General features: G+C 63.7%; 20 protein-coding genes. 10 read left to right on the top strand and 10 right to left on the bottom strand.

Translation table 11 applies throughout. The features are described 5' to 3' along the window. The first annotated feature begins 129 nt into the window (after positions 1 to 129). Positions 130 to 993 (top strand): YicC/YloC family endoribonuclease, encoded by an 864-nt coding sequence (locus tag ACTCB7_RS13785; RefSeq protein ID WP_463007110.1) that lies wholly within the window; start codon positions 130 to 132, stop codon positions 991 to 993. 66 nt (positions 994 to 1,059) lie between these two features. Then, positions 1,060 to 1,833, top strand: a complete 774-nt coding sequence (locus tag ACTCB7_RS13780) for a protein NO VEIN domain-containing protein (RefSeq protein ID WP_463007109.1) — start codon at positions 1,060 to 1,062, stop codon at positions 1,831 to 1,833. A gap of 40 nt (positions 1,834 to 1,873) precedes the next feature. On the opposite strand, the gene salA is transcribed toward ACTCB7_RS13780, so the two are convergent. Next, on the bottom strand, positions 1,874 to 3,178 hold the full coding sequence (salA, locus tag ACTCB7_RS13775) for a salicylate 1-monooxygenase (RefSeq protein WP_463007108.1): 1,305 nt from the start codon (positions 3,176 to 3,178) through the stop codon (positions 1,874 to 1,876). A 204-nt stretch (positions 3,179 to 3,382) separates the two neighbouring features. Between salA and ACTCB7_RS13770 the strand changes: the two genes are divergently transcribed. After that, on the top strand, positions 3,383 to 4,288 hold the full coding sequence (locus ACTCB7_RS13770) for a LysR family transcriptional regulator (RefSeq protein ID WP_463007107.1): 906 nt from the start codon (positions 3,383 to 3,385) through the stop codon (positions 4,286 to 4,288). Between the two features lie 124 nt (positions 4,289 to 4,412). Here the strand turns inward: ACTCB7_RS13770 and ACTCB7_RS13765 are convergent, their stop codons facing one another. The 9 genes from ACTCB7_RS13765 to ACTCB7_RS13725 all read right to left on the bottom strand — a co-directional run bounded on the left by ACTCB7_RS13765 (position 4,413) and on the right by ACTCB7_RS13725 (position 13,681). Further along, entirely contained in the window at positions 4,413 to 5,165 is a 753-nt protein-coding gene (locus ACTCB7_RS13765; RefSeq protein WP_463007106.1) for an SDR family NAD(P)-dependent oxidoreductase, read from the bottom strand. A 160-nt stretch (positions 5,166 to 5,325) separates the two neighbouring features. Next, on the bottom strand, positions 5,326 to 6,738 hold the full coding sequence (locus ACTCB7_RS13760; RefSeq protein ID WP_463007105.1) for an NADH-quinone oxidoreductase subunit N: 1,413 nt from the start codon (positions 6,736 to 6,738) through the stop codon (positions 5,326 to 5,328). After that, entirely contained in the window at positions 6,738 to 8,225 is a 1,488-nt protein-coding gene (locus tag ACTCB7_RS13755) for a complex I subunit 4 family protein (RefSeq protein WP_463007104.1), read from the bottom strand. The genes ACTCB7_RS13760 and ACTCB7_RS13755 overlap by 1 nt, the downstream gene beginning before the upstream one ends. After that, positions 8,222 to 10,093 (bottom strand): NADH-quinone oxidoreductase subunit 5 family protein, encoded by a 1,872-nt coding sequence (locus ACTCB7_RS13750; RefSeq protein WP_463007103.1) that lies wholly within the window; start codon positions 10,091 to 10,093, stop codon positions 8,222 to 8,224. Before ACTCB7_RS13750 ends, ACTCB7_RS13755 begins: the two co-directional genes overlap by 4 nt. After that, positions 10,093 to 10,398 (bottom strand): NADH-quinone oxidoreductase subunit NuoK, encoded by a 306-nt coding sequence (gene nuoK / locus ACTCB7_RS13745; RefSeq protein WP_463007102.1) that lies wholly within the window; start codon positions 10,396 to 10,398, stop codon positions 10,093 to 10,095. The genes ACTCB7_RS13750 and nuoK overlap by 1 nt, the downstream gene beginning before the upstream one ends. A gap of 37 nt (positions 10,399 to 10,435) precedes the next feature. After that, positions 10,436 to 11,050: an NADH-quinone oxidoreductase subunit J family protein gene (locus ACTCB7_RS13740; RefSeq protein ID WP_463007101.1), complete on the bottom strand. Its 615-nt coding sequence runs from the start codon at positions 11,048 to 11,050 to the stop codon at positions 10,436 to 10,438. A 17-nt stretch (positions 11,051 to 11,067) separates the two neighbouring features. Continuing rightward, entirely contained in the window at positions 11,068 to 12,000 is a 933-nt protein-coding gene (locus ACTCB7_RS13735; protein WP_463007100.1) for a complex I subunit 1 family protein, read from the bottom strand. Further along, complete coding sequence (locus tag ACTCB7_RS13730; protein WP_463007099.1) at positions 11,997 to 13,337, bottom strand: NADH-quinone oxidoreductase subunit D-related protein; 1,341 nt, start codon at positions 13,335 to 13,337, stop codon at positions 11,997 to 11,999. Before ACTCB7_RS13730 ends, ACTCB7_RS13735 begins: the two co-directional genes overlap by 4 nt. After that, complete coding sequence (locus ACTCB7_RS13725) at positions 13,334 to 13,681, bottom strand: NADH-quinone oxidoreductase subunit A (RefSeq protein WP_463007098.1); 348 nt, start codon at positions 13,679 to 13,681, stop codon at positions 13,334 to 13,336. The genes ACTCB7_RS13730 and ACTCB7_RS13725 overlap by 4 nt, the downstream gene beginning before the upstream one ends. Positions 13,682 to 14,022: 341 nt before the next feature. Here ACTCB7_RS13725 and ACTCB7_RS13720 point away from each other — a divergent pair, with 341 nt between their 5' ends. The 7 genes from ACTCB7_RS13720 to ACTCB7_RS13690 all read left to right on the top strand — a co-directional run. Next, positions 14,023 to 15,855 carry a copper resistance system multicopper oxidase gene (locus tag ACTCB7_RS13720; RefSeq protein WP_463007097.1) on the top strand — a complete coding sequence of 611 codons (1,833 nt, stop codon included), beginning with the start codon at positions 14,023 to 14,025 and terminating at the stop codon, positions 15,853 to 15,855. A 12-nt stretch (positions 15,856 to 15,867) separates the two neighbouring features. Next, positions 15,868 to 16,638, top strand: coding sequence for a copper resistance protein B (locus ACTCB7_RS13715; RefSeq protein WP_463007096.1), 771 nt, complete (start codon positions 15,868 to 15,870; stop codon positions 16,636 to 16,638). Positions 16,639 to 16,686: 48 nt separating this feature from the next. Next, positions 16,687 to 17,049 (top strand): copper resistance CopC family protein, encoded by a 363-nt coding sequence (locus tag ACTCB7_RS13710; protein WP_463007095.1) that lies wholly within the window; start codon positions 16,687 to 16,689, stop codon positions 17,047 to 17,049. A 27-nt stretch (positions 17,050 to 17,076) separates the two neighbouring features. Next, positions 17,077 to 17,940, top strand: a complete 864-nt coding sequence (locus ACTCB7_RS13705) for a copper resistance D family protein (RefSeq protein ID WP_463007094.1) — start codon at positions 17,077 to 17,079, stop codon at positions 17,938 to 17,940. Between the two features lie 53 nt (positions 17,941 to 17,993). Then, the gene (locus ACTCB7_RS13700; protein ID WP_463007093.1) at positions 17,994 to 18,659 is read left to right on the top strand and encodes a response regulator; all 666 of its coding nucleotides are present in this window, start codon (positions 17,994 to 17,996) and stop codon (positions 18,657 to 18,659) included. Between the two features lie 85 nt (positions 18,660 to 18,744). After that, a complete protein-coding gene (locus ACTCB7_RS13695; RefSeq protein ID WP_463007092.1) occupies positions 18,745 to 19,965 on the top strand; it encodes an ATP-binding protein in 1,221 nt (406 codons plus the stop codon). A 193-nt stretch (positions 19,966 to 20,158) separates the two neighbouring features. Beyond that, positions 20,159 to 20,870 (top strand): DDE-type integrase/transposase/recombinase (locus ACTCB7_RS13690; RefSeq protein ID WP_463007091.1); only part of this gene is annotated, 712 nt, incomplete at its 3' end.

The raw sequence follows: 20,870 nt of genomic DNA, 5'->3' as shown, positions 1-20,870 counted from the left end.
GGATCGCTGGAAACGAAGTCTTGCCGGGTGGCCCCGGATGGGGCGACATTCTACACGTTCGCGCTACCCCGGCGCGGATTCGTTACACTGGCCGCAGGCCTTTTCGCGATGAACAGCCAAGGAGCTTGCATGGCGTACAGCATGACCGCCTTTTCCCGGCAGACCCGGGACGCCGACTGGGGCAGCCTGCAACTGGAACTGCGTTCGGTGAACCAGCGCTACCTGGAACCGCACTTTCGCCTGCCGGACACCCTGCGCGACCTGGAGCCGGCCTTCCGCGAGGCGCTGCGCCGGCGGCTGGCCCGCGGCAAGGTGGAGTGCAGCCTGCGCTTCGACCCGGCCACCGGCGGCGAGACGCTGAGCGTCAACCGCGAACGCCTGGCCGAGCTCGCCCGCGCCCTGCACGAGGTGCGCGCCGAACTGCCCGACGCCCCGATGCCCGACGCCCTCGCCCTGCTCGACCACCCCGGCGTGGTGGACGCCCGCGGCATCGACCTGGACACCGTCAAGCAGGCCGCCCGGGCGCTGTTCGACGCCGCCCTCGACGACCTGATCGACGGCCGCGCCCGCGAGGGCGAGCGGCTGGCCGAGCTCATCCAGCAGCGGCTCGACGCCGTGCGCGTGCAGGTCGCCGAGGTGCGCCGCCTGATGCCCTCGATCCTCGAGCGCCAGCGCACCCAGCTCACCGAACGCCTGAACGCCCTCGAGGCCGAGCTCGACCCCCAGCGGCTCGAGGCCGAGGTCGCCCTGCTCGCCCAGAAGGCCGACGTCGACGAGGAACTCGACCGCCTCGAGACCCACGTCACCGAGGTCGAGCGCCAGCTCGGCCAGAAGGGCCCGATCGGCCGGCGCCTGGATTTCCTGATGCAGGAACTCAACCGCGAGGCCAACACCCTCTCCTCCAAGGCCGTGGTCGCCGAGAGCACCCGCTGTGCGGTGGAGCTGAAGGTGCTGATCGAGCAGATGCGCGAGCAGATCCAGAATATCGAGTGAACGATGCCCCGAGAGGATTCCTGGTCCGTCGACGAGATTGAGGCCATCGTCGACACCTATCATCAAATGCTGATCGCCGAGTTGAGCAACCAGCGCTATAACAAGGCGGCGCTCAACCGCCAGTTGCTAGACCGGTTGTCAGGGCGATCGCGTGCCTCCCTGGAGTACAAGCATCGCAACATCAGCGCGGTACTGCGCGATGCCGATTGCCCGTATGTGATGGGGTACCGGCCACTCAGCAACTACCAGTCCACGCTGGTCGACTGTGTCGAGCGCCGCTTATTGCAGAGCGAAATTTTCGATCAGGCGGCCCGCTCGGCGGCTGATCGCCCAGTCATCGATGCCGACACGGAAACGCTCGACAATATCGTCGTCGAGGCACCGTCCATGGAACAGCGAGAAGCGCAGGCTCCGGGCACGAGGGTCATCAAGCGTGACTATCTTGCCCGGGAAGCGCGCAATCAGGCACTCGGCCAGGCCGGCGAACGCTTCATCCTGGCCTATGAACGCCAACGCCTGACGTCACAGGGCGCGCCCCAACTCGCCGAGGCGGTGGAGCACGTCGCCGAGACCCGGGGCGACGGCGCCGGCTTCGACATACTCTCATTCGATACCGACGGGCGTGAGCGCTGGATCGAGGTCAAGACCACGGCCTTTGCCAAGGAATGCCCCTTTTTCATCACGCCGAACGAGCTGTCCTGTTCACGCGACCACGCCACACGCTTTCACCTGTACCGCGTGTTCAACTTTCGGGCGCGCCCGACGATGTTCTGCCTGCAAGGCGATCTCTATCGGCACCTGTGGCTCGAGCCCGACAGCTACCGGGCCGGGGTCCGCTGAGCCTCCCCCACGCGGCCCCGGCCTCGCCGCCCGGTCGTCATCAGCTCAAGGCAGGGTGCGCGGCGGGTTCCCAGCCCAGGCGTGCCCTGGCCGCGGCCACGTCGTCCCGCAGGTCATGGTTCCACAGCCAGTCGAAACGGGTTTCCAGCTCGGCGGCGAGACGCACCCCGTCATCGCCAATGCCCGGCGCGCGGTATTCGTAAAGATCACCGGCTTCATGAGAGGTCCGCTGTACCCGGCAGGCGCGCGCATGGCGAACCGCCTCGAAGGCCGCCAGCACCTGCCGGGCGTTATGCCGGGTACAGGCGTCATCGGTGAGCAGGCTGGCGAGCACGTAGGCGTCTTCCAGTGCCTGACCCGCGCCCGCCCCCTGGTGGGGCAGCATGGCGTGGGCCGCATCGCCCACGATCAGCACGCGATCGCGCTGATAACGCGGCAAGGCCGGCAACTCATGCAGCGCCCACCGCGTCGGCTCGGGAATGCAGGAAAGGATGGCTTGAGAGGCGGCGCCCCAGCCGTCGAAGACGCCTCGCAGCTCCGCCTGGGTCACGGCATTTACCCAGGCTTCCCCCTCAGCCAGCGTGGGCGTCGGCGTGGAGCGATCGGTCAGGAAGGCCACCACATTGATCAACTCGGAGTGCTTGACCGGGAACGTCAGGATGTGGCGGTCATGGCCCAGGTACATCTGCGGCACCACGGCGAGTCGCTGGTTGACCCCGCGGGTTTCCATGGCCGCTTCCAGCTGCCGGACGGGAATCATGCCGCGATAGGCATAGGTACCGCTCCAGAACGGCTCGAGCCCCCGATGTTGCGTCGGGGGCAGCACATGCTCGCGCACCGCCGACTTGATGCCATCGAAGCCGATCAGGATATCCCCGGTGAAGGCGGTGCCGTCGTCGAAGTACGCCCTCGCCCCACTCGCTTCCTGCTGCACGTCTATGCAGCGCTTGCCGAACTGCGCGATCCCGTCGGGCAGGTGGGCCACGATGGCGTCCAGGAAATCGGCGCGGTGAACCGAGGACTGGCCGCACCCCGGCGCCAGGCTGGCGGTCAGGTAGCTATCGTCGCTGCCGCGGCGCCACTCGAACCAGACGTCCTCGAAGGGCGCCGGAGAGGCGTCGGCAATGCGCCGGTACGGCGCCTCGAGCGCGAGGAGCCGGATGGCCTGCACCGCGTTGGGCCCGAAGGACACCCCGGCACCGATCTCGGAGAACCGGGGGGCCGCTTCAAAGAGGGAGACCTCGAGACCGGGGTCGCGCGAGAGCGCCACGGCAAGGGCCACACCGCCGATGCCGCCGCCGACGATGCCGAGGGAAAGACGCTTTCGGGAGGGTTCATATAACATGGCTGGCTACCTGTCAGGGGTATCGTGATGCCCCTGACGTTATGAACCGGACTCGGCGAAAACCACACAGCGGCCTGAATTCACGGCATAAACGGCGCTAATAACCAAAAGATTCAAAGTCTTGAATCAACTCCTGCCTCCCGGTTCGCGACCTTTGTCCAATGCCAGCAGGGGTCACGGGCGCCTCTGGAAGACGGGAACACCATGATCAAGCTGTCCGACATCGACATGAACCTGCTGGTCGTGTTCGATCTCCTCTACCAGGAGCAAAACACCCAGCGCGTCGCCCGGCGCCTCGGCATTACCCAGCCCGCGATCAGTCACGCGCTCAAGCGACTGCGTGCCTTGTTCGGGGATGAACTTTTCGAGCGTACCTCGAGAGGCCTGATGCCGACGACGCTGGCCTCCGACCTGCACCCCTCCATTGCCGAGGCCCTGGCGCTCCTTCAGGAGACCCTTAACCGTCCGGACGACTTCGCGCCGCAAGCGAGCCAGCGAACGTTCACGATCGCCATGACCGATATCGGCGAGATCATCTTCCTGCCCCGCCTGATCGAACGCCTCTCCCAAGAGGCTCCCGGGGTCTCCTTGAGCACGGTGCGCAGTCACAGCGACGACCTGAAGCGGGAGATGGAAGACGGCAATGTCGACCTGGCCATCGGCTTGATCCCCCAGCTGGGGGCCGGTTTCTATCAGCAAAGGCTCTTCATGCAGCGCTACGTCTGCCTGTTGCGCCGTGGCCATCCGCTTGCCCGGGGCCATTTCGGAATCGATGAATTCATGGCCGCCAGGCACGCGGTGGTCGTCGCCAAGGACACCGGGCACGGTCTCGTGGAGGAACAGCTGGCCCGGGCCGGGATCGAGCGCCCCGTGAGATTGAAGCTGCCCCACTTCGCGGCCGTGCCCTACATCATCAGCGAGACCGACCTGGTCGTGACGGTGACGGACAAGCTGGCCAGGGCAACCCGGGACCGGCTCGGCCTGGCCATGCAGGAACACCCGCTGCTGTCCCAGGAAGTCCCCATCAACCTGTTCTGGCATCGCCGCTTCCACAAGGACCCCGGCACCCGCTGGCTGAGACGATTGATCTTCGGCATGTTCTCCGAATAGGGGCCTTCATGGGCAGGATGCCGGCAGGTGTCGCCGGAAAACTTCCGATCCCGGCGACCGGGGCAGGCAAGCCAGCCAGTGCGCCCGACCTGCCCTGGCTGGCGCCGGCGTATCCGCGGGGGCGTCACGACTTGCCGGCGGTGAAGCCCCCATCGACCATCAGGGTGGTGCCGGTGGTGAAGCTGGCCTCGTCGCCGGCCAGGAACAGGAAGGCGTTGGCGACCTCCTGCGGGCGCCCCAGGCGGCCGAGGGGGTGCAGGCGGATCAGCCCCTGGAGCAGCTCGTCATCCAGATCCGCGAGCAGCGGCGTGTCGATATAGCCCGGGCCGATGGCGTTGACCCGCACGCCCTTCGGCGCCGCCTCGATCGCCAGGGTACGGGTGAGGTTGACCACGCCCCCCTTGGCGGCGGTGTAGGCGGCGGTCTGGGACTGGCCGAACACGCCAAGGATGGAGGCGCAGTTGACGATGCTTCCGCTGCCCTGGCGATACATCACCCGCAGTGCCGCCCGGGCGACCCGGAAGACGCCGTTGAGGTTGATGTCGATGATCCGCAGGTAATCCTCGTCGCTCAGCTCGTCGGTCGGGCAGATGCCGCCGATGCCGGCGTTGTTGAACACGGCATCCACGCTACCGAGCTCCGCCACCGAGTCCTCGAACAGCCGGTCCACCTGGGTGGAATCGGTGACGTCACACGCCTTGAACAGGCAGCGCCCGGCGTGCTGGCCGTCCAGCGCCGCCGCCCGGGCCTCGCCATCGCTGCCCGCGATATCGGCGATGACCACGCTGGCCCCCTCCTCGAGGCAGCGCTCCACGCTCGCCAGCCCGATGCCGCTGGCCCCGCCGGTGACGATGACGCTCTTCCCCTGCATGCGCATGCGATCTCTCCTGCTGATGATGGAAGGACGGGATCGCTCTCCGATTCAGGGTTCCCGTGTCACCACGCCGCCGGACCGCGCCCCGCTCCCGTCCATGCTGCCCGATCGCTGTCGCAAGGCCTTGATCCGCGTCAATGTCTCCCGCACGTGGAGGGAACGATCAAGCGCTCGGGCCGGCGAACGACAGCGCGGACATCATCGCCAGCCCGCCTTCCACCCCGAGGCTCACCACCAGCAAGAGCCCCACGCTTGCCAGCAGCGTCACCCATGACCAGCCGCCCAACACGTGCACTGCCCCCCGGGCAGGCTTGAACATGGTCGCCGCGATCACCCGCAGGTAGTAGAACAGCGACACTAGGGTGTTGAGTGCGGCGATCACCGCCAACCAGGTGTAACCGGCGTCGATGGTCACCTCGAAGAGCAGGAACTTGCCGAAGAAGCCAATCAGCGGCGGAATGCCCACCAGTGACAGCAGTGCCACGATCAATATCGCGACAGCCAGCGGCTGGCTTCGCGTCAGGCCGTGATAGTCGGTCAGCTCGGTGCGCCCGCGTAGATGGGTGACCACGGCGAAGGCCGTCAGGTTGGCGAGCACGTAGCTGCCCAGAAAGATCAGCAGGGCCGGCAGGGCGCGGGCATCGCTACCGACCACAACCACCGCCATCAAGGCATAGCCCGATTGCGAAACCGACGACCAGCCGAGCAGACGACGCACGTCGCTCTGCTGCAACGCCGCCAGATTGCCCAGTGTCATGGTCACCACCGCGATGCCGGCAACGACGGCGGGCCAGACCTGGCCTGGCGGCAACACGGTCACGAAGCGTGCCAGTGCCACCGCGGCGGCCACCTTGGGCGCCACGCTCAGCAACGCGGCGATGGGCGCCGGTGCGCCCTGGGCGGTGTCCGGCATCCAGGCATGCCCGGGAAATGCCGCGAGCTTGAAGCTCAACCCGATCACGACACAGGCGGTAGCCAGACTCAGGGCCCAGGGGTCGGCCTCGCCGAGGGCCTCGGCAAGGCGCCGATAGTCGGTGTCGCCGACCAGGCCGAACAGCACGACCACCCCGATGACCAGCAGGGCGTTGGTCAGCGCCCCGATCAGAAAGTATTTCATGCCCGCTTCCAGCGCCGGCGGGAAGCCCCGGTGGTAGGCGACCAGCGGGTAGCTCGCGGTCGACGACAGCAGCACCCCGACCACCAGCTCCATGCTGTCGGTGGCCGACGCCATCATCAGCATGCCGAGCAGAGCGAACAGGCACAGGGCGTAATACTCGCCATGCCGGGGGTCGCTGCGCATCCAGTCCGGCGACAGCAGCACGGCTATCGCGCCACTCAGCAGAATCAGCCACTTGGCGACGATGGCCGGGCCATCCAGGGCCCATACGCCGGAGAACGTCAGGCGCGGCGATGCACCCCACTGCGCCACCGCGAACGCCATGGCCGCCGCCAGCGTCACCAGCGCCAGGCCGGCGGCCCAGGTCTGGCGCTCATGCGGGGCGAAGGCGGCGAACAGCACGATGATCACCGCACCCAGCAATAGAATGATTTCGGGGAGCAGGTCGCCGACGGGCATCAGTGGCCTCCCACCAGCAGACCCGCCGACGCCTCGATCAGCGTCAGCAGGAAGCGCGGCGCGACACCGATGACGACGATCCCCAGCGACAGCACGCCGAGCACGCTCCATTCACGCCGCGTCAACTCGACAAACTGCCCCAGGTGTACCGGCAGGCGCCCGAAGAACAACCGCCTGAGCATGTCCAGGAACACGGCCGCGGTGATCAATATCCCGACGACGCCCAGCACCGCCAGCCAGGGATAGATGGCGAAGGTGCCGGCGAAGACCTGGAACTCGGCAACGAAGCCGGCCAGCCCCGGCATGCCCAGGCTGGCGAATGCCGCCAGTGCGGTAAAGCCGGTCAATAGCGGCGCTTGGCTGGCCAGCCCGCCATAGTGGTCCAGGTCATATTCCCCGGTACGCTGCCAGAAGGAACCGCAGATCAGGAACAGGGCGCCGGTGATCAGGCCATGCGCCACCATCTCGACCGTGGCGCCGGTCAGGGCCAGCTGGCGTACCAGGCTGTCGTCGGTGAACGCGGCAGCGGCCACGGCGATGCCCAGCACCGTGTAGCCCATATGGTTGATCGAGGTATAGGCGATGCGTCGCTTGAGATTCCGCTGGCCCAGGGCGACCAGCGCGCCGTAGAGGATGGCGACCAGGGCAATGACGGCCACCGTCAGGGCGTAACGGGCAAAGGTTTCCTGCAGCATCGCCAGCGGCAGGCGGATCATGCCGTAGGTCCCCATCTTGAGCAGCACCCCGGCGAGAATCGCCGAGGCCGGCCCCGGCGCATCGACGTGGGCCTGGGGCAGCCAAGTATGCAGCGGCACCAGCGGCGTCTTGATCGCGAGCCCCAGCATCAACGCCAGGAAGACCAGCCCGGCATACAGCCCCTTCCCGGCCATCGGCTGTTGCTCGATCAGCACCCGCATATCGAAGGTGTGGGGGTCGAGCGACAGATACAGGCCGATGATCGCCAGCAGCAGCAGCAACGACCCGGCAAAGGTATACAGGAAAAACTTGAGCGCCGAGGCTTGAGGCGCGCCATGCCCCCAGCGGCCGATCAGGAAGTACATGCCGACCAGGGTCAGATCGAAGAACACGTAGAACAGCAGCAGATCGAGCGCCAGGAACACCCCCAGCGACACGGCCTGCAGGAACAGCAGCCAAGCGTAGTACTGACGCGACTCGCCGCGCGTGTCCATCGGATACACGATGGCGGCGACGAACAGCAGCGCACTCATCGTCGCGACCGACAGTGCGATGCCGTCCACCCCGACCCGATAAGCGACGCCCAGCGACGGCACCCAGCGCAGTTCGTCGACATGCTGGAACAGCGGCCCGGCCGGCTCGAAGCCAACCCAGGCAACGACGAGCGCCAGCAGCGACAGCACCGCGGCGATGACCGCGACCTGACGTGCCCGAGCGTCACTCCAGCGCGTTGAGCCGGCGAGTGCGACAGCGCCCAGCAAGGGCACGGCCAGCGCAGTGGTGAGAATCACAAGGCGACTCCTATCACGAGCATGAGCAGGATGATGACAAGGCCGGCCGCGATGCCGGTGTAATAGTGATGCGTCTGGCCGCTCTGGGCCTGGCGGGCCCAGCGCCCGCCCTCGTCGACCAGCCGCGACAGGGATCTCGGCAGCTCCTCGGCAAGGGACTCCCCTTCGCGGGCGTGGTGACGTGCCAGCCACCGGGCCAGGCGAGCCGTCGCGCGCAGGCCGGCGTCGACGACCGCATCGTCGATGCGTGCCAGGGCGTGGCCAAGGGCATTGACGCGGGTGGCGATGCCTTGCGCCAGCACCGGCAGGCCGAACCAGTTCGCGGCGAGGGCCTGCCAGCCGCGTACCGCCTGCTCGGGACGGCGTGCCAGCATCACGCCCGCGGCAATGCCCAACACGACCAGTATCAACGAGACGACCAGCTGCCAGGGGTGGCTCTGGGGCAGCGACAAGGCCAGCGCCCCGGTCAGCCATGCCTGCGCCGCGGGCCACCACAACAGCGACAGCAGCAGGGTGGCAGCGGCCAGGGCCATCAACGTGACACGCTCGACAGTCGACGGTGATGGCGCATCGGGCAGGCCGCTGGATTCACGCCGGGTCGCGCGCCCGTAGGCCAGCCACTGGAAGCGCGTGGCATACAGCGCGCTCAACCCACCGGTCAGCGCAACGAGCAGGGCCAGCCACGCGCCCTGCTGGCCGGCCGCGGCGACGACCTGCTCCTTGCTCCAGGCGAAGCCCATCGGCGCCAGCCCGGCCAGTGCCAGCGCCATCACCGCCGTGGCGATCGCGATCCCCGGCAAGCGCCGGCCGAGACGCATGTCGGCCAGGGTGTAGCTGCCGGTCTGGCGCTCGGCTATCCCCGTCGCCAGGAACAACCCGGCCTTGAGGAAAGAATGCGCCACGAAGTGCACCAGGGCGACCCCCGGGAAACCCACGCCCACCGCCAGCCACATCAGCCCATACTGGGCCGACGTCGATGCCGCCAGCAGCTTCTTGGCGTGCCCCTGCAAGGCGCCGACCACGCCGCCGGCCAGAGCGGTGGCCAGGCCAGTGGCGATGACCACCGGGGCGAACCAGGCGACCGTCGCCAGCGCCGGCTGCAGCCGGGCAAGCAGGTAGAGTCCCGCCGCGACCAGGGTCGCGGCGTGCAGCAGCGCCGACACGGGGATCGGCCCCGACATCGCCGCGAACAGCCACGCCGAAAACGGGAGCTGGGCCGACTTGGCCGCCGCCGCGAGCACGATCCCGGCCACCGCGACGTGCTTGAGCCCGCCGTCGAGGGCGGCCAGGTCGGTGTAACCGAAACTGCCGGTGCCAGCGAAAACCGCTGCCGCGGCGATATACAGCCCCAGATCGCCGAAGCGTGTGGTCAGGAAGGCATGAGCCGCGTCGCGCGCCACGGCGACCTCGCCCCAGCGCTGGGAGATCAGCGCCCAGGAACAGGCACCGATCAGCTCCCAGGCAATCAGCAGCGTCAGCAGGTCGTTTGCCAGCACCAGCAGCTGCATGGCGCCGACGAAGGCCACCAGCAACGCCAGCAACCGGGCGCCACCCGCCGTCGTGCGGTGGTGATCATCGCGACGTGGCAGATCGTGCACGCCGGCATAAGCGATGATCGGCAGGGCGACCAGGGGCACCATCACTGCGAAGAGGCGACCGGCTGACGACAGCTCGAGCGACAGGACGAGCGTCTCGCTCCAGCGATAGGCGCCCTGCCAATCGCCCATCACCGCCACCAAAGCCAGGAGCAGCGTGGCCAGCATGCCCAGCGACGCCCCCAGCGTCAGGGCGGCACGCCCGCAGCGCCGGCCGGCCAGATACACCAGTATCGCGAGCAGCAGCGGGCCGAGGACCAGTACCCACAGCATCAGTGCTTCAACCCGCTCAGCGCTTCAGTCATGTCGGCCTGGTTGGTGCGGAAGACCGCCACCACCAGGGCGAAGCCCATGGCCATCTCGATGGCCATCACCGCCATGACCACGATGGTCAGCAGCTGACCCTCGGGCGCGCCGGCACCGCTCAGGGCCCAGAACGCCACCGCCGCCAGCATGACGCCGTTGAGCATCAGTTCGAGCCCCATCATCAGCATCACGAACGATTGCTGCGAGAGCGCGCCATAGAGCCCGATGCCGATCAGCGCCGCGGCCAGCAACAAGAGTGTGACGAGTGTCATTTCCGCCTCCCTGCGTAGGTGATCGAGGACATTACCGTCAGTGGCAATGGTGGTGGTGGCCGCCGCCCTCCTCGGCTTCGGGCATCCCGGCCGGCTCCCCGCCCGGCTCCAGCCCGGGTGGCATGGAACCCTCCGCGGCGCCGCCGTAGCGTCCGCGATGACTCGCCAGCACCACCACGCCGACCATCGTCGTGAGCAGCACGACGCCGGCCGACTCGAAGATCAGCATCGAGTCGCCGAGCATTTCCTCGCCCAGTGAACGCACCGGTTCGAGCCCGGCCGGCAACGGCCGCACCGGGAAGTCGGCCAGCAGCGCCACACCGCCGAGTACCACGAACGCGGCCACCCCGGCCCCGATGGACAGACGATGCTGGTGGACCATCATCATCGGATTGAGCCCGGCCGGGTTCATCATGAACATGACCATGAACAGCGCCATGACCATCATCTCGACGGCCATCATGAAGAACATCGCCACACCCAGGTACACGGCCGCCAGCAGCATCATGATCACACCCACGGCAATGAACGACACCAGCAGGAAGAACGAGGCGCGCACCATCGAATCGGTGCAGAACACCCGCCAGGCCGAGACGACCGCCAGGACGGCGAGCAGCAGAAACGCGATATCGACACCAAGGGGATAGTCCATCACGCGAGCCTCTCCATTTATCCGTTCAGCAACGCGGCGATGCCCGCCCAGAGCAGGTCGACGAACGACAGCGGCAGCAACACCACCCACATCAGGGTCATGCAGCGTTCCGGCGCCACCCGCGGCAGCAGCCACCCGAGCAGCAACAGCACAACCAGCACAGCGAGCATCTTGATCAGCATCCACAGCGGCCCCGGCAGCCAGGGGCCCAACCAGCCGCCCAGGAAGGCGCTCGCCGCCACGCCACTGAAGGCCACCAGCATCGCCGCCCGGGCGACGTCCCATACCAGCCGCGGCGGCCCCGACACTTCCGAGGCGGTGCCCCCTGCCAGGTCGTCGGCATCGGCCAGGTTGAGCGGCCCCCAGAAGGTCATGCCCAGCCCCACGATCAGGAACAGCGGCAGCCCCAGTGGCTGTCGCACGACGTTCCACATCTCCGTCTGCGAGGTGACGACCTGGGTGAACTGCAACGATTCGGCAGGCAGGGCCACGCCGATCAGCACGAACATGCTGATCAGGATGTAGGAGAGCCCCAGGGCCACGTAGCGATAGGCACCGATCAGCGCGAACAGGGCGTTGGCCGACCAGCCGTGCAGGAAGATCACCACCGTGGCCAGCGCCTCCACGCTGCCCCACAGCACCACGCTGGTGGTCAGGTCGGTCGCGACCAGCGTAGCCGACCACGGCACCACCGCCAGCCCCATGGCAGCCAGCGCCAGGTAAAGCGCCGGCGCCAGCCGCCAGGCCTGCCAGTCCGGCGCCTCGGTCGCATTGGCATGCTGGGTGAGCAGCCAGGCCCCGCGGCGCAGGGGCCCCAGCCAGGCACTTCCACCCTGCGGCAGGCCGAAGGCACCCGCCAGCCAGCGGTCGATCACGGCGACCAGGTAAACGCCCGCCACCAGCGTCATCAATACCATCAGCACTGGCAGTACCAGCTCATCGATGATCATCGGGAGCGCTCCGTCTCGGCATCGGGGCGTGAGGCCGATGCCTCGTCAGCGCCAGGCGGCCATTCGGCAACGCCCGCGAGATCGAGGCTGGCCAGGCTGGCCAGGGCGGTGTCCCACTCCAGCCCCGGCAACAGGTCGTCGAGCAGCGTACTGACATCGGCGGGCCGCCGGTCGCGCCATGCGCCGCGCGGTGTCTCGACGGCACCGCTTTCGTGGGTATAGCGGTTGTCACTGACGGCCTGGCACGCCAGTTGCAACGACTGGGCGATCTCGGCCAGGTATTGTTGCCAGCGCGCCCGGCTATCGCCGCCGCTGTGGCAGATCGGCGCGAAACCCAGACGACGGTACTCGGTATCCTCACTGCGCAGATCCTCCTCGATGCCCGACGCGCGCGCCGCCGGACCGCCGATCTGGCATGCCTGCTCGGCGCTCAGGCAGCCTTCGTCCAAGGCCGCCAGCGTGAAGAACCCGCAACGCACCAGCCGCCGGCGCAGCCCTTGCAATGCATGCTCCACCGCCTTGGCTCGCGCCTCCTGCTGCATGCGCTCCGGCGTCATCTCACTCGCCAGGCGCAATGCCTGCAGGGCGGTACGCTCGAGCCCGGCAAGCCGCAAGCCATGGTAGAGGCGCTGCAGGTGGTAGCGCGCTCGTGCCAGTTCCAGGCGCGCGATGGGGACCGGACGCTCACGGGCCTCCCGGAAGACCGCATCGAGCGCGACCGGGTAGGGAGCATTCTGGGTGGTCCATGTCTGAATCACGTCACCCTGCAGGGTGATTTCCGCCCCCAGGCCAGCGGGAAAGGCCGGAAAGAAAGGCCCCAGCCGAAAGGTCAGGGAATCAAGGGTCAAGCCGTCGCGAAGGTCATCTTGCATGTTCATTGCCATCGGCCGGCCGTAGGGCACCCCGCCCATCATGCCTTCGCCGCCATGGCCGTCGTCACCCAGCCCTTCCCAGGGATTCGGCGGGACATCCGGCAACAGCCGGGGCGAACTGTCGCGCCGGCCGTCCATCAATTCCCGATGCAGGCGGCGGAGGTCGACGGCCAGGCCCTCGAGATCGTCGCTTTGCATGGCGCCCTCGAGTCCGGGCAGTGGCCGGCTGCGATACCACAGCGTGGCGAAAGGCCAGGGATGCTGGTCGTGCACCCGGCGCAGCTCATCGTGCAGACTGGCCGGCACCCTCCCCGCCACCAGCATCACGCTGGCGTGGCGGGGAGAGTCGACCAGCTCGACGCCCGGCGTCAGCGCCAGGCGATGCAGCGCCGCATGTTCGCCAACGCCCAGGACCGGAAAGACCGGTACCGGAGCCTCGCCGGCGAGTCGTCTCAGCCAGCTCATTGCCACTTGAACACCCCCTCTCGCCAGGCGTAGACGATGCCCACCGACAGGATGGCGAGGAACATGCCCATCTCCATCATCGCCACCAGGCCCTTCTCGACATACACCACCGCCCACGGATACATGAACATCATCTCCATCTCGAAGGCGATCAGGAGCAGTGTCATGGGGTAATAGCGAATGTGATAGCGACTCCAGGCATGGGTATCGGGTCGACCACCCCCCAGGAAAGGGGCCCGTTGCGAATAGCTCGGCATCGCTTGATGGCGCAACGGCCACCACTGCACGGCGAGTGCTGCCGACAGGCTGATCAACAGGATGAGAAGAAGAGTGAACAGCTCCATGCGAATCCCTCGCCTCGCTGGCACATCGATGGACAAGGCGCTTCCTGGCCTTGCTACGCGTTCCTGACTGTGAACGTCCTCAATACAGGGCTAAAGGTCGTTTCTTTCAAGCGACACCATAGTGGCACTTCCTGAATTCTAGCTGAATCCAGCACCTTGCAAGGGCTTCATCGAAAAGGCGACTCCCGCTACCGTCCTGCTGAACACACCTTCGCACGGCAGCCTGGCCGGCTGGAAAAACTGATTCGCGCCGGGCCGGAGACCCGTCATGGACTCAGTCTGGGTTCAGCTTGGCATGTGATACTGGCGCCTACTTCGCTTCAGTTCACCAGGAACGTGCCATGCCGCTTTCCCCGGCTGTATCGATGCTGTCTCGGCGTCAACTGCTCAAGGTCGCTTCCGCGCTGGGCCTTTCAACCGCAGCCCTGGGCTTGCGCCCCGCCTGGGCGAATCCTGTCGGCCTCGGTAGAGGGCATCCCCAGGGCGTTGAACAGGGGCCCGAAATTTCGCTGGCGATCCGGCGGGAAACGCGGACTATCGCCGGCAAGACGGGTCGTCCCATCACTCTCAATGGCACCAGTCCCGGGCCCTTGATACGTCTGCGAGAGGGACAGGAAGCGGTCCTGAGGGTGACCAACCTGCTCGAGGAGCAGACGTCGGCACACTGGCATGGTTTTCTCCTGCCTCCGGAAATGGATGGGGTGCCTGGGGTCAGCTTCGCCGGTATCGCCCCGGGAGAGACGTTCACCGCCCGCTTCCCGGTCAGCCAGAACGGTACCTACTGGTACCACAGCCATTCGGGGCTGCAGGAGCAGCTCGGTCATGCGGGCCCGATAATCATCGATGCCGCCGAGCCCGAACCGTTCGTCTATGATCGCGAACACGTGCTGCTGCTGACCGACTGGACCTTCGAGGACCCGAAGGATGTCTTCCGCCACCTGAAAGTGTCGGAGGGCTACTACAACCGTCAGGAGCGCACGATTGCCGATTTCTTCGCCGACGTGGCCAAGAACGGCGTCGCCGATACGCTGGCACAACGCTCGATGTGGGCGCAGATGCGCATGAGTTCCCGTGACCTCGCCGATGTCACCGGTACTACCTATATCTTCCTGATGAATGGCCACGCCCCTCAGGACAACTGGACGGCTCTCTTCAAGCCCGGTGAGAAGATACGCCTGAGGGTGATCAACGGCTCGGCAATGAGCTATTTCGATGTGCGCATCCCCGGTCTGACGATGACCGTGGTCGCTGCCGATGGCCAGCCGGTGCAACCGGTGCCGGTGGATGAATTCCGCATTGCCGTGGCCGAAACCTACGATGTTCTCGTCGAGCCTGAAGCGGATCGTGCCTACACCCTGTTCGCCGAGTCCATGGACCGCAGCGGCTATGCACGCGGCACTCTGGCACCACGGCTGGGCATGGCGGCCCCCATTCCACCGCGGCGAAGCATACCCGATCGCGGCATGGAGGCCATGAGTGCACACGGCAGCATGGACCACTCCGATGTCCAGGACAGGGATCACGCCGCCATGCCGGGCACGGATCACGCCGGCACCCCGGGCACGGATCACTCCGCCATGCAGGGCATGGATCATTCCGCCATGCAAGGCATGGATCACGCCGCCATGCAGGGCATGGCCTTCCCTGGCGACAAGAACCCGGCACCGGCGAGTCGCAGCCGTGGGCTACTGCCGGCAGGCACGGCACAGCCCGGCTCGCACTATGATCAGCCGGGAATCGGTATCGATCCCGCCGCACGCCGGGTATTGGTCTATCGCGATCTCAAGGCCTATGCGCCCTGGCCCGACCGTCGACCGCCAGGGCGTGAACTGGAGCTGCAACTGACCGGCAACATGAAACGCTACATGTGGTCATTCGATGGCATGAAGTTCAGCGAAGTGAATGGGCCCATTCACTTCGAACACGGCGAGCGCCTCCGGCTCATCTTTACCAATACGACCATGATGGAGCATCCCATTCATCTACACGGCATGTGGATGGAGCTGGAAAACGGCGCCGGTGAGCTGATTCCCCGCAAGCATACGTTGAATATCAAGCCCGGCGAGCGGGTTTCCGCACTGGTCAGTGCCGATGCGCCTGGCCTCTGGGCGTTTCATTGCCACCTTCTCTATCACATGGATGCCGGCATGTTCCGGGTCGTCAGGGTTGCCTAAGGAGCCATCGCCATGCGTTTTACGACCCGTATCTTGTTCGGTGTGGGCACTCTTGCCCTGGTATCGACAGCACAAGCCCAGACTAACAGCAGTCATGATGCGCCCCCCGGCTGGGGGCTGCCGATGACAGAACATAATTTCGGCACCCTTCTCGTCGATCGTCTGGAATATGTCTGGACGGATGAAAACAAAGATGCCATCGCCTGGGATTTCCAGGGATGGTACGGAGGAGATTTTCAGCGTCTTTATATCAAGGGCGAAGGAAAAAACCGGCAGGGCGACGGGGAAGATGCCGAGTTCGAGACATTAGACCTGCTCTATAGCCATCTGATTGCCGATTTCTGGGAATTGCAGGGCGGTATCGGCTATCAGGGAGGCATTGCGTCCAGCGATCACCCCGAGCGAACCTTCGCCGTCATCGGCCTGCTCGGCACGATACCCTATCAGTTCGAGGTGGATACCGCACTGAGGGTCAGCGACGAAGGCGATGTATCGGCAAGCCTGGAAGCAGAGTACGAAATCAGGATGACTCAGCGAGTCATCTTGCAGCCACGAGTGGAAGCCGAAGCAGCAACAAGCGATGTCGAGGAGTTCAGTGTAGTCCGAGGACTTAATTATACTCGCGCAGGTATGCGATTGCGCTATGAGGTCACTCGAAAGCTTGCGCCTTATATCGGCACCTACTGGGAGAAGCAGTACGGAAAAACCGCCGAACTGACCCGGGAAGCGCTGGGTGAAACCGAAGGATCTGGCGTTGTTGCCGGTGTTCGAATGTGGTTTTGAAAGGCAGGAAGTCAACCATCAACTCAACTGAAAAACGAGGATCTATCGATGCACTTTAAAAAGACCCTGACCGCCACCTTTATATTTGGAATTACTCTTGTGAGCGCTACCCTTGCTCAAGCTCATTCGGCATTGGAAAGTGCTTCACCCGCGGAAGGTTCCACGGTCAACAATGTGCCTGACGAGCTCGAACTGAATTTCACATCACCGCTTTTTCTAACTTATGTATCCTTGACCCCACAAGATGGGGATTCAATAACACTTAAGGTACCCGGTCGCCAATTGAAAGCCGACTATGTATTGCCATTACCAGAACTCGATACTGGCCACTACACTGTTGAATGGCGCTCGATGTCAAACGACGGGCATGGCATGAGAGACACCTTCTCATTCAACTTGACTGATAAATAATAATGGAAAAAAGCCAAGGAGAAAGTCATGTGGGAGCTGGCTAGCTTCATACTGAAAATAGCAAGCTATGCTGTCGTGTTAAGCGCGGCCGGTGGAGCGCTGTTTCTGATCCTGTTTCCGACCTTGAATGTGCGTGAACGCAACAGGGTCGTAACGATGACGCTAGGCCTGGCACTGGCTGGCAGCCTCCTGACAGCCATGGCAATTCCGCTTCGCTCCGGCTTCCTGAGTGGCATGGGACTCAGTGGAATGTTCGAGCCCTTCTATCTGAACATGCTGTTCGAGTCTGTAGTGGGCACCAGTACAAAGCTTCGCTGGCTCGGCTTGGCGTTGATTGGTTTCGTCTGGCTGCGCCGTCCCCTTGGGTATGGCATTGGGGCGTTGGGTGCGGTACTGACCGTGGCATCGTTTGCACTGATAGGCCATACAGCGGATCTGGAAGCCCGGCTGGCAGGCGGGGGGCTGATTGCACTACACCTTCTGGCAGTAAGCTTCTGGATCGGCGCATTGTGGCCATTGATATGGATGAGCTATGCGCCCGATACTTCCCGCGTCGCCAGGGTACTCGAACGATTCGGTACATTGGCAATGGTCCTCGTCGGCGCACTCATACTGGCAGGGGGCTCTGTCGCTTGGCTACTGCTTGACCAATTATCGACTCTCTGGGAGAGTCACTACGGCAACCTGCTTGTCTTCAAGCTTCTGGTATTCATCAGCCTGTTGGCTCTCGCCGGTCTTAATCGCTTCCGGCTCGTACCCAGATTCGCTGAGGAAGTGCCGGGAGCCAGCGTGGCATTGCGCCGCTCCATTGCCTTAGAAGTTGTCGCCGTTGGTGCTATTCTCGCGATTACAGCAGCGCTCACTACTTTTGCATCACCTTTCGAGTCATGATCTCGATATGGGCTGAAGCGCTGCCTAATACGGTGAAGCCTGGGAGCTAAACCATGCGATTGCTGCTCGTGGAAGATGATAGCCTCTTGGCCGAAAGCCTCGCAGAAGCTCTTGAAGACAAAGGATATCGCGTCGACATTGCCAGTCACGCTCGCAAAGCAAGTGCCTTGATGGCGAGCGAAGCCTATAGCATCGCCATCCTCGACCTGGGGTTGCCCGATGCGTCAGGGCTTGACCTGCTCGAGCGCTGGCGACGAGAAGGAAAATGCTTGCCCGTGCTTGCCCTGACTGCACGGGATAGCTGGTCTGACAAGGTCGCCGGATTACGCCGAGGGGCAGATGATTATTTAACCAAGCCCTATCACGAGGAAGAGCTACTGGCCAGACTCCATGCCCTGCTCCGCCGGGGGAGGGGCAGCATGGAAACGATCATGAAAGTGAATGACATATGGCTGAACGAGGAAACCGGACAGGTTAGCCGAAACGGGGAAGCATGGCAGACACTAACAGCTACTGAGTTCTGCCTTCTGCGCTATATGATGCGCCACCCACGCAGAATACACTCCAAGGCCAGCTTGTTGGAGCAGCTGTATGCGCTTGATCAAGATGTTGCCTCGCCCAACCTGGTCGAAGTCTATATCGGTCGCCTGCGACGCATCATAGGGAAAGATCGCATTCAAACTCGGCGCGGACAAGGTTATGTCCTTCCTTCGAATTGATCGAAGAAGTTTAAGAGTCAGTCTACTGGCTCGCCTCGGAATGGTTGCAATCATTGTCGTCGGTGTCACCTGGTTTTTGCATGACATGCTGATGCGTGACTTGGCACGAGATTTTCTGGGCGACCGTCTGCGTCAGGAGGCCCATTATACTGTCGAAAGGCTCAAGAAGATTGATGGTCCTCCGAGGTCATCACTTCAACCAAGCGCTCTGGCTTCGGAAGTTTTTCATCACTTGTATGTCTTGCGCATAGGCGATCAAGAATATACTTCCGACCCAAGCTGGCTGCTACCCCTTGAGCCATTCCTGAATGAGACCAGCAGCGAGCTCTTTGATATACATTGGCAAGGTAGCCATTCTCTATTCTATCGAACACGGCTGGAACTTGGCGGGAAAACCAGCACCCTCCTGATCGGTGAAGACTTTTCTAAAGTGGAGAAGGGATTAGGAGCCTTGCAGTGGTGGATAGGTGGAATATCAGGAATCCTTCTCCTGCTGCTAATTACTCTAAATCTGTTCGCCGTCAACCGAAGCTTTCGGTCGCTGTTCCGACTAAAACACCAACTAAATGAATTTCAAATGGGCCAGCGTGATCGACTGGAGATTGAGGCCCCCTCTGAGCTCGATGATTTGATTTCTCAGCTAAACCGTTTTATGGAAGAAATGCAGCGCCGGATCCTTCGCTCACGTGCGGCAGTCGCTGACTTGTCCCACACTCTCCAAACGCCCTTGGCGGCGGTCACTCAGGTTTTGCGCGGCAGACGGCCTATCGACGATAAGCGAAGAGAGCTTATGCTCGAACGTCTGGAAGGCATGCAGGCGCAACTGAAAGCAGAATTGCAGCGCGCCCGCTTCGCCGGGCCAAGCAGTGCTCAGCGCGCCACTGTTGCAGAAGAAGCCGAGACACTTGTCGACATGATGCGCACGCTATACCCCGAGAAGTGTTTTCACCTTAACGTTCTCCTGCCCAAGGAGACGACCGTTGCAATCGAAAGACACGACCTGAACGAGATGCTTGGCATTGTACTCGACAATGCCGGGAAGTGGGCTCGAAAAAATGTGGAATGCCACATATGCATGGATAAAGGCCTCGTGATCGAGATCATCGATGATGGGCCGGGAGTGGAAGAATCCGCTTTACTGCAGCTTGGTCAGCGAGGAAAGCGCCTTGATGAAAGCAAGCCTGGGTACGGACTGGGACTAGCTATTTTGAAACAGATAGTCACACAATACAATGGCGAGGTGGCATTCTCATCTTCTTGTAATGGCGGACTCTCCGTAAGCATCACACTTCCCCGCGAACGTTAGCCCCCAAGCTATCGACTATAGTGCTCTGCGAAAACATCAGGCTTTTCTTTAAAACTTCAGCGCAATCGCATTAGATATAATCTATCCTGCTTCTTGAATAGCTGTAGGGTCCCGGATGATCAAATGAGCTATAGGAGTTATCCTCTGCTGGCAGCCAGAGAGCTTCTACAGCAATTCATTCGGGAGCAGGTTCATGGACATCAAGCTGCATAAGCAGGCCACCACGACACCGAAGATCCGTGCTGAAATCCAGGCGGCACCGTCCAGCATCACGGATAGCGAGCTAGCCCGTCAGTATGGTGTCTCCCACGCGACCATCCGCCGCTGGCGGTACCGCGACGATGTCCATGACCGACCGCACACGCGTCACAACCTACTGGCCACCCTCACGTCTGAGCAGGAAGAGGTGCTGATCGCCGCTCGTGAGTTCCTGCGCCTCGGCCTGGATGATCTGCTCGTCGTGGCACATGAGTTCCTGAACCCTCGCCTGTCTCGCTCAGGCCTGCACCGCATGCTCCAGCGCCGCGAGGTGCCGACACTGGCAGAACTGGCACGGCAGGATGCTGGTGATGATGGCAAGCCCCGGCACAAGCCTTTCAAAGACTACGAGCCAGGGTACGTGCATATCGACATCAAGCACCTGCCTCAGATGCCTGATGAGGAGCAGAAGCACTACCTGTACGTCGCCATCGATCGTGCCACACGCTGGGTCTATCTGGAGGTGAGGCGCAGCCAGACTGCCAAGGATGCCAAGGCGTTCATGAAGCGCGTGGAGGAGAAGGCTCCCTTCACGATCCAGACGGTGCTCACTGACAACGGCAAGTCTTTCACCGATCGCTTCACGCGGGCAGGTGAGCGCAAGCCCAGCGGCCGCCACCCCTTCGACCAGGAGTGCCAGGCCCATG

The organism is Modicisalibacter sp. (assembly GCF_055145905.1).
The sequence above is the reverse complement of the archived record's forward strand: the minus strand, read 5'-3'. Positions and strand labels throughout refer to the sequence as shown.

What these genes read in the sequence shown, in the direction of transcription:
- salA (WP_463007108.1), bottom strand. Translation starts at nt 3,178, where the DNA reads ATGTTATATGAACCCTCCCGAAAGCGTCTTTCCCTCGGCATCGTCGGC.
- ACTCB7_RS13735 (WP_463007100.1), bottom strand. Translation starts at nt 12,000, where the DNA reads ATGATCATCGATGAGCTGGTACTGCCAGTGCTGATGGTATTGATGACG.
- ACTCB7_RS13785 (WP_463007110.1), top strand. Translation starts at nt 130, where the DNA reads ATGGCGTACAGCATGACCGCCTTTTCCCGGCAGACCCGGGACGCCGAC.
- ACTCB7_RS13705 (WP_463007094.1), top strand. Translation starts at nt 17,077, where the DNA reads ATGTGGGAGCTGGCTAGCTTCATACTGAAAATAGCAAGCTATGCTGTC.
- ACTCB7_RS13730 (WP_463007099.1), bottom strand. Translation starts at nt 13,337, where the DNA reads ATGAGCTGGCTGAGACGACTCGCCGGCGAGGCTCCGGTACCGGTCTTT.
- ACTCB7_RS13780 (WP_463007109.1), top strand. Translation starts at nt 1,060, where the DNA reads ATGCTGATCGCCGAGTTGAGCAACCAGCGCTATAACAAGGCGGCGCTC.
- nuoK (WP_463007102.1), bottom strand. Translation starts at nt 10,398, where the DNA reads ATGACACTCGTCACACTCTTGTTGCTGGCCGCGGCGCTGATCGGCATC.
- ACTCB7_RS13725 (WP_463007098.1), bottom strand. Translation starts at nt 13,681, where the DNA reads ATGGAGCTGTTCACTCTTCTTCTCATCCTGTTGATCAGCCTGTCGGCA.
- ACTCB7_RS13750 (WP_463007103.1), bottom strand. Translation starts at nt 10,093, where the DNA reads ATGCTGTGGGTACTGGTCCTCGGCCCGCTGCTGCTCGCGATACTGGTG.
- ACTCB7_RS13760 (WP_463007105.1), bottom strand. Translation starts at nt 6,738, where the DNA reads ATGCCCGTCGGCGACCTGCTCCCCGAAATCATTCTATTGCTGGGTGCG.
- ACTCB7_RS13740 (WP_463007101.1), bottom strand. Translation starts at nt 11,050, where the DNA reads ATGGACTATCCCCTTGGTGTCGATATCGCGTTTCTGCTGCTCGCCGTC.
- ACTCB7_RS13715 (WP_463007096.1), top strand. Translation starts at nt 15,868, where the DNA reads ATGCGTTTTACGACCCGTATCTTGTTCGGTGTGGGCACTCTTGCCCTG.
- ACTCB7_RS13720 (WP_463007097.1), top strand. Translation starts at nt 14,023, where the DNA reads ATGCCGCTTTCCCCGGCTGTATCGATGCTGTCTCGGCGTCAACTGCTC.
- ACTCB7_RS13695 (WP_463007092.1), top strand. Translation starts at nt 18,745, where the DNA reads ATGCTGATGCGTGACTTGGCACGAGATTTTCTGGGCGACCGTCTGCGT.
- ACTCB7_RS13765 (WP_463007106.1), bottom strand. Translation starts at nt 5,165, where the DNA reads ATGCGCATGCAGGGGAAGAGCGTCATCGTCACCGGCGGGGCCAGCGGC.
- ACTCB7_RS13770 (WP_463007107.1), top strand. Translation starts at nt 3,383, where the DNA reads ATGATCAAGCTGTCCGACATCGACATGAACCTGCTGGTCGTGTTCGAT.
- ACTCB7_RS13710 (WP_463007095.1), top strand. Translation starts at nt 16,687, where the DNA reads ATGCACTTTAAAAAGACCCTGACCGCCACCTTTATATTTGGAATTACT.
- ACTCB7_RS13700 (WP_463007093.1), top strand. Translation starts at nt 17,994, where the DNA reads ATGCGATTGCTGCTCGTGGAAGATGATAGCCTCTTGGCCGAAAGCCTC.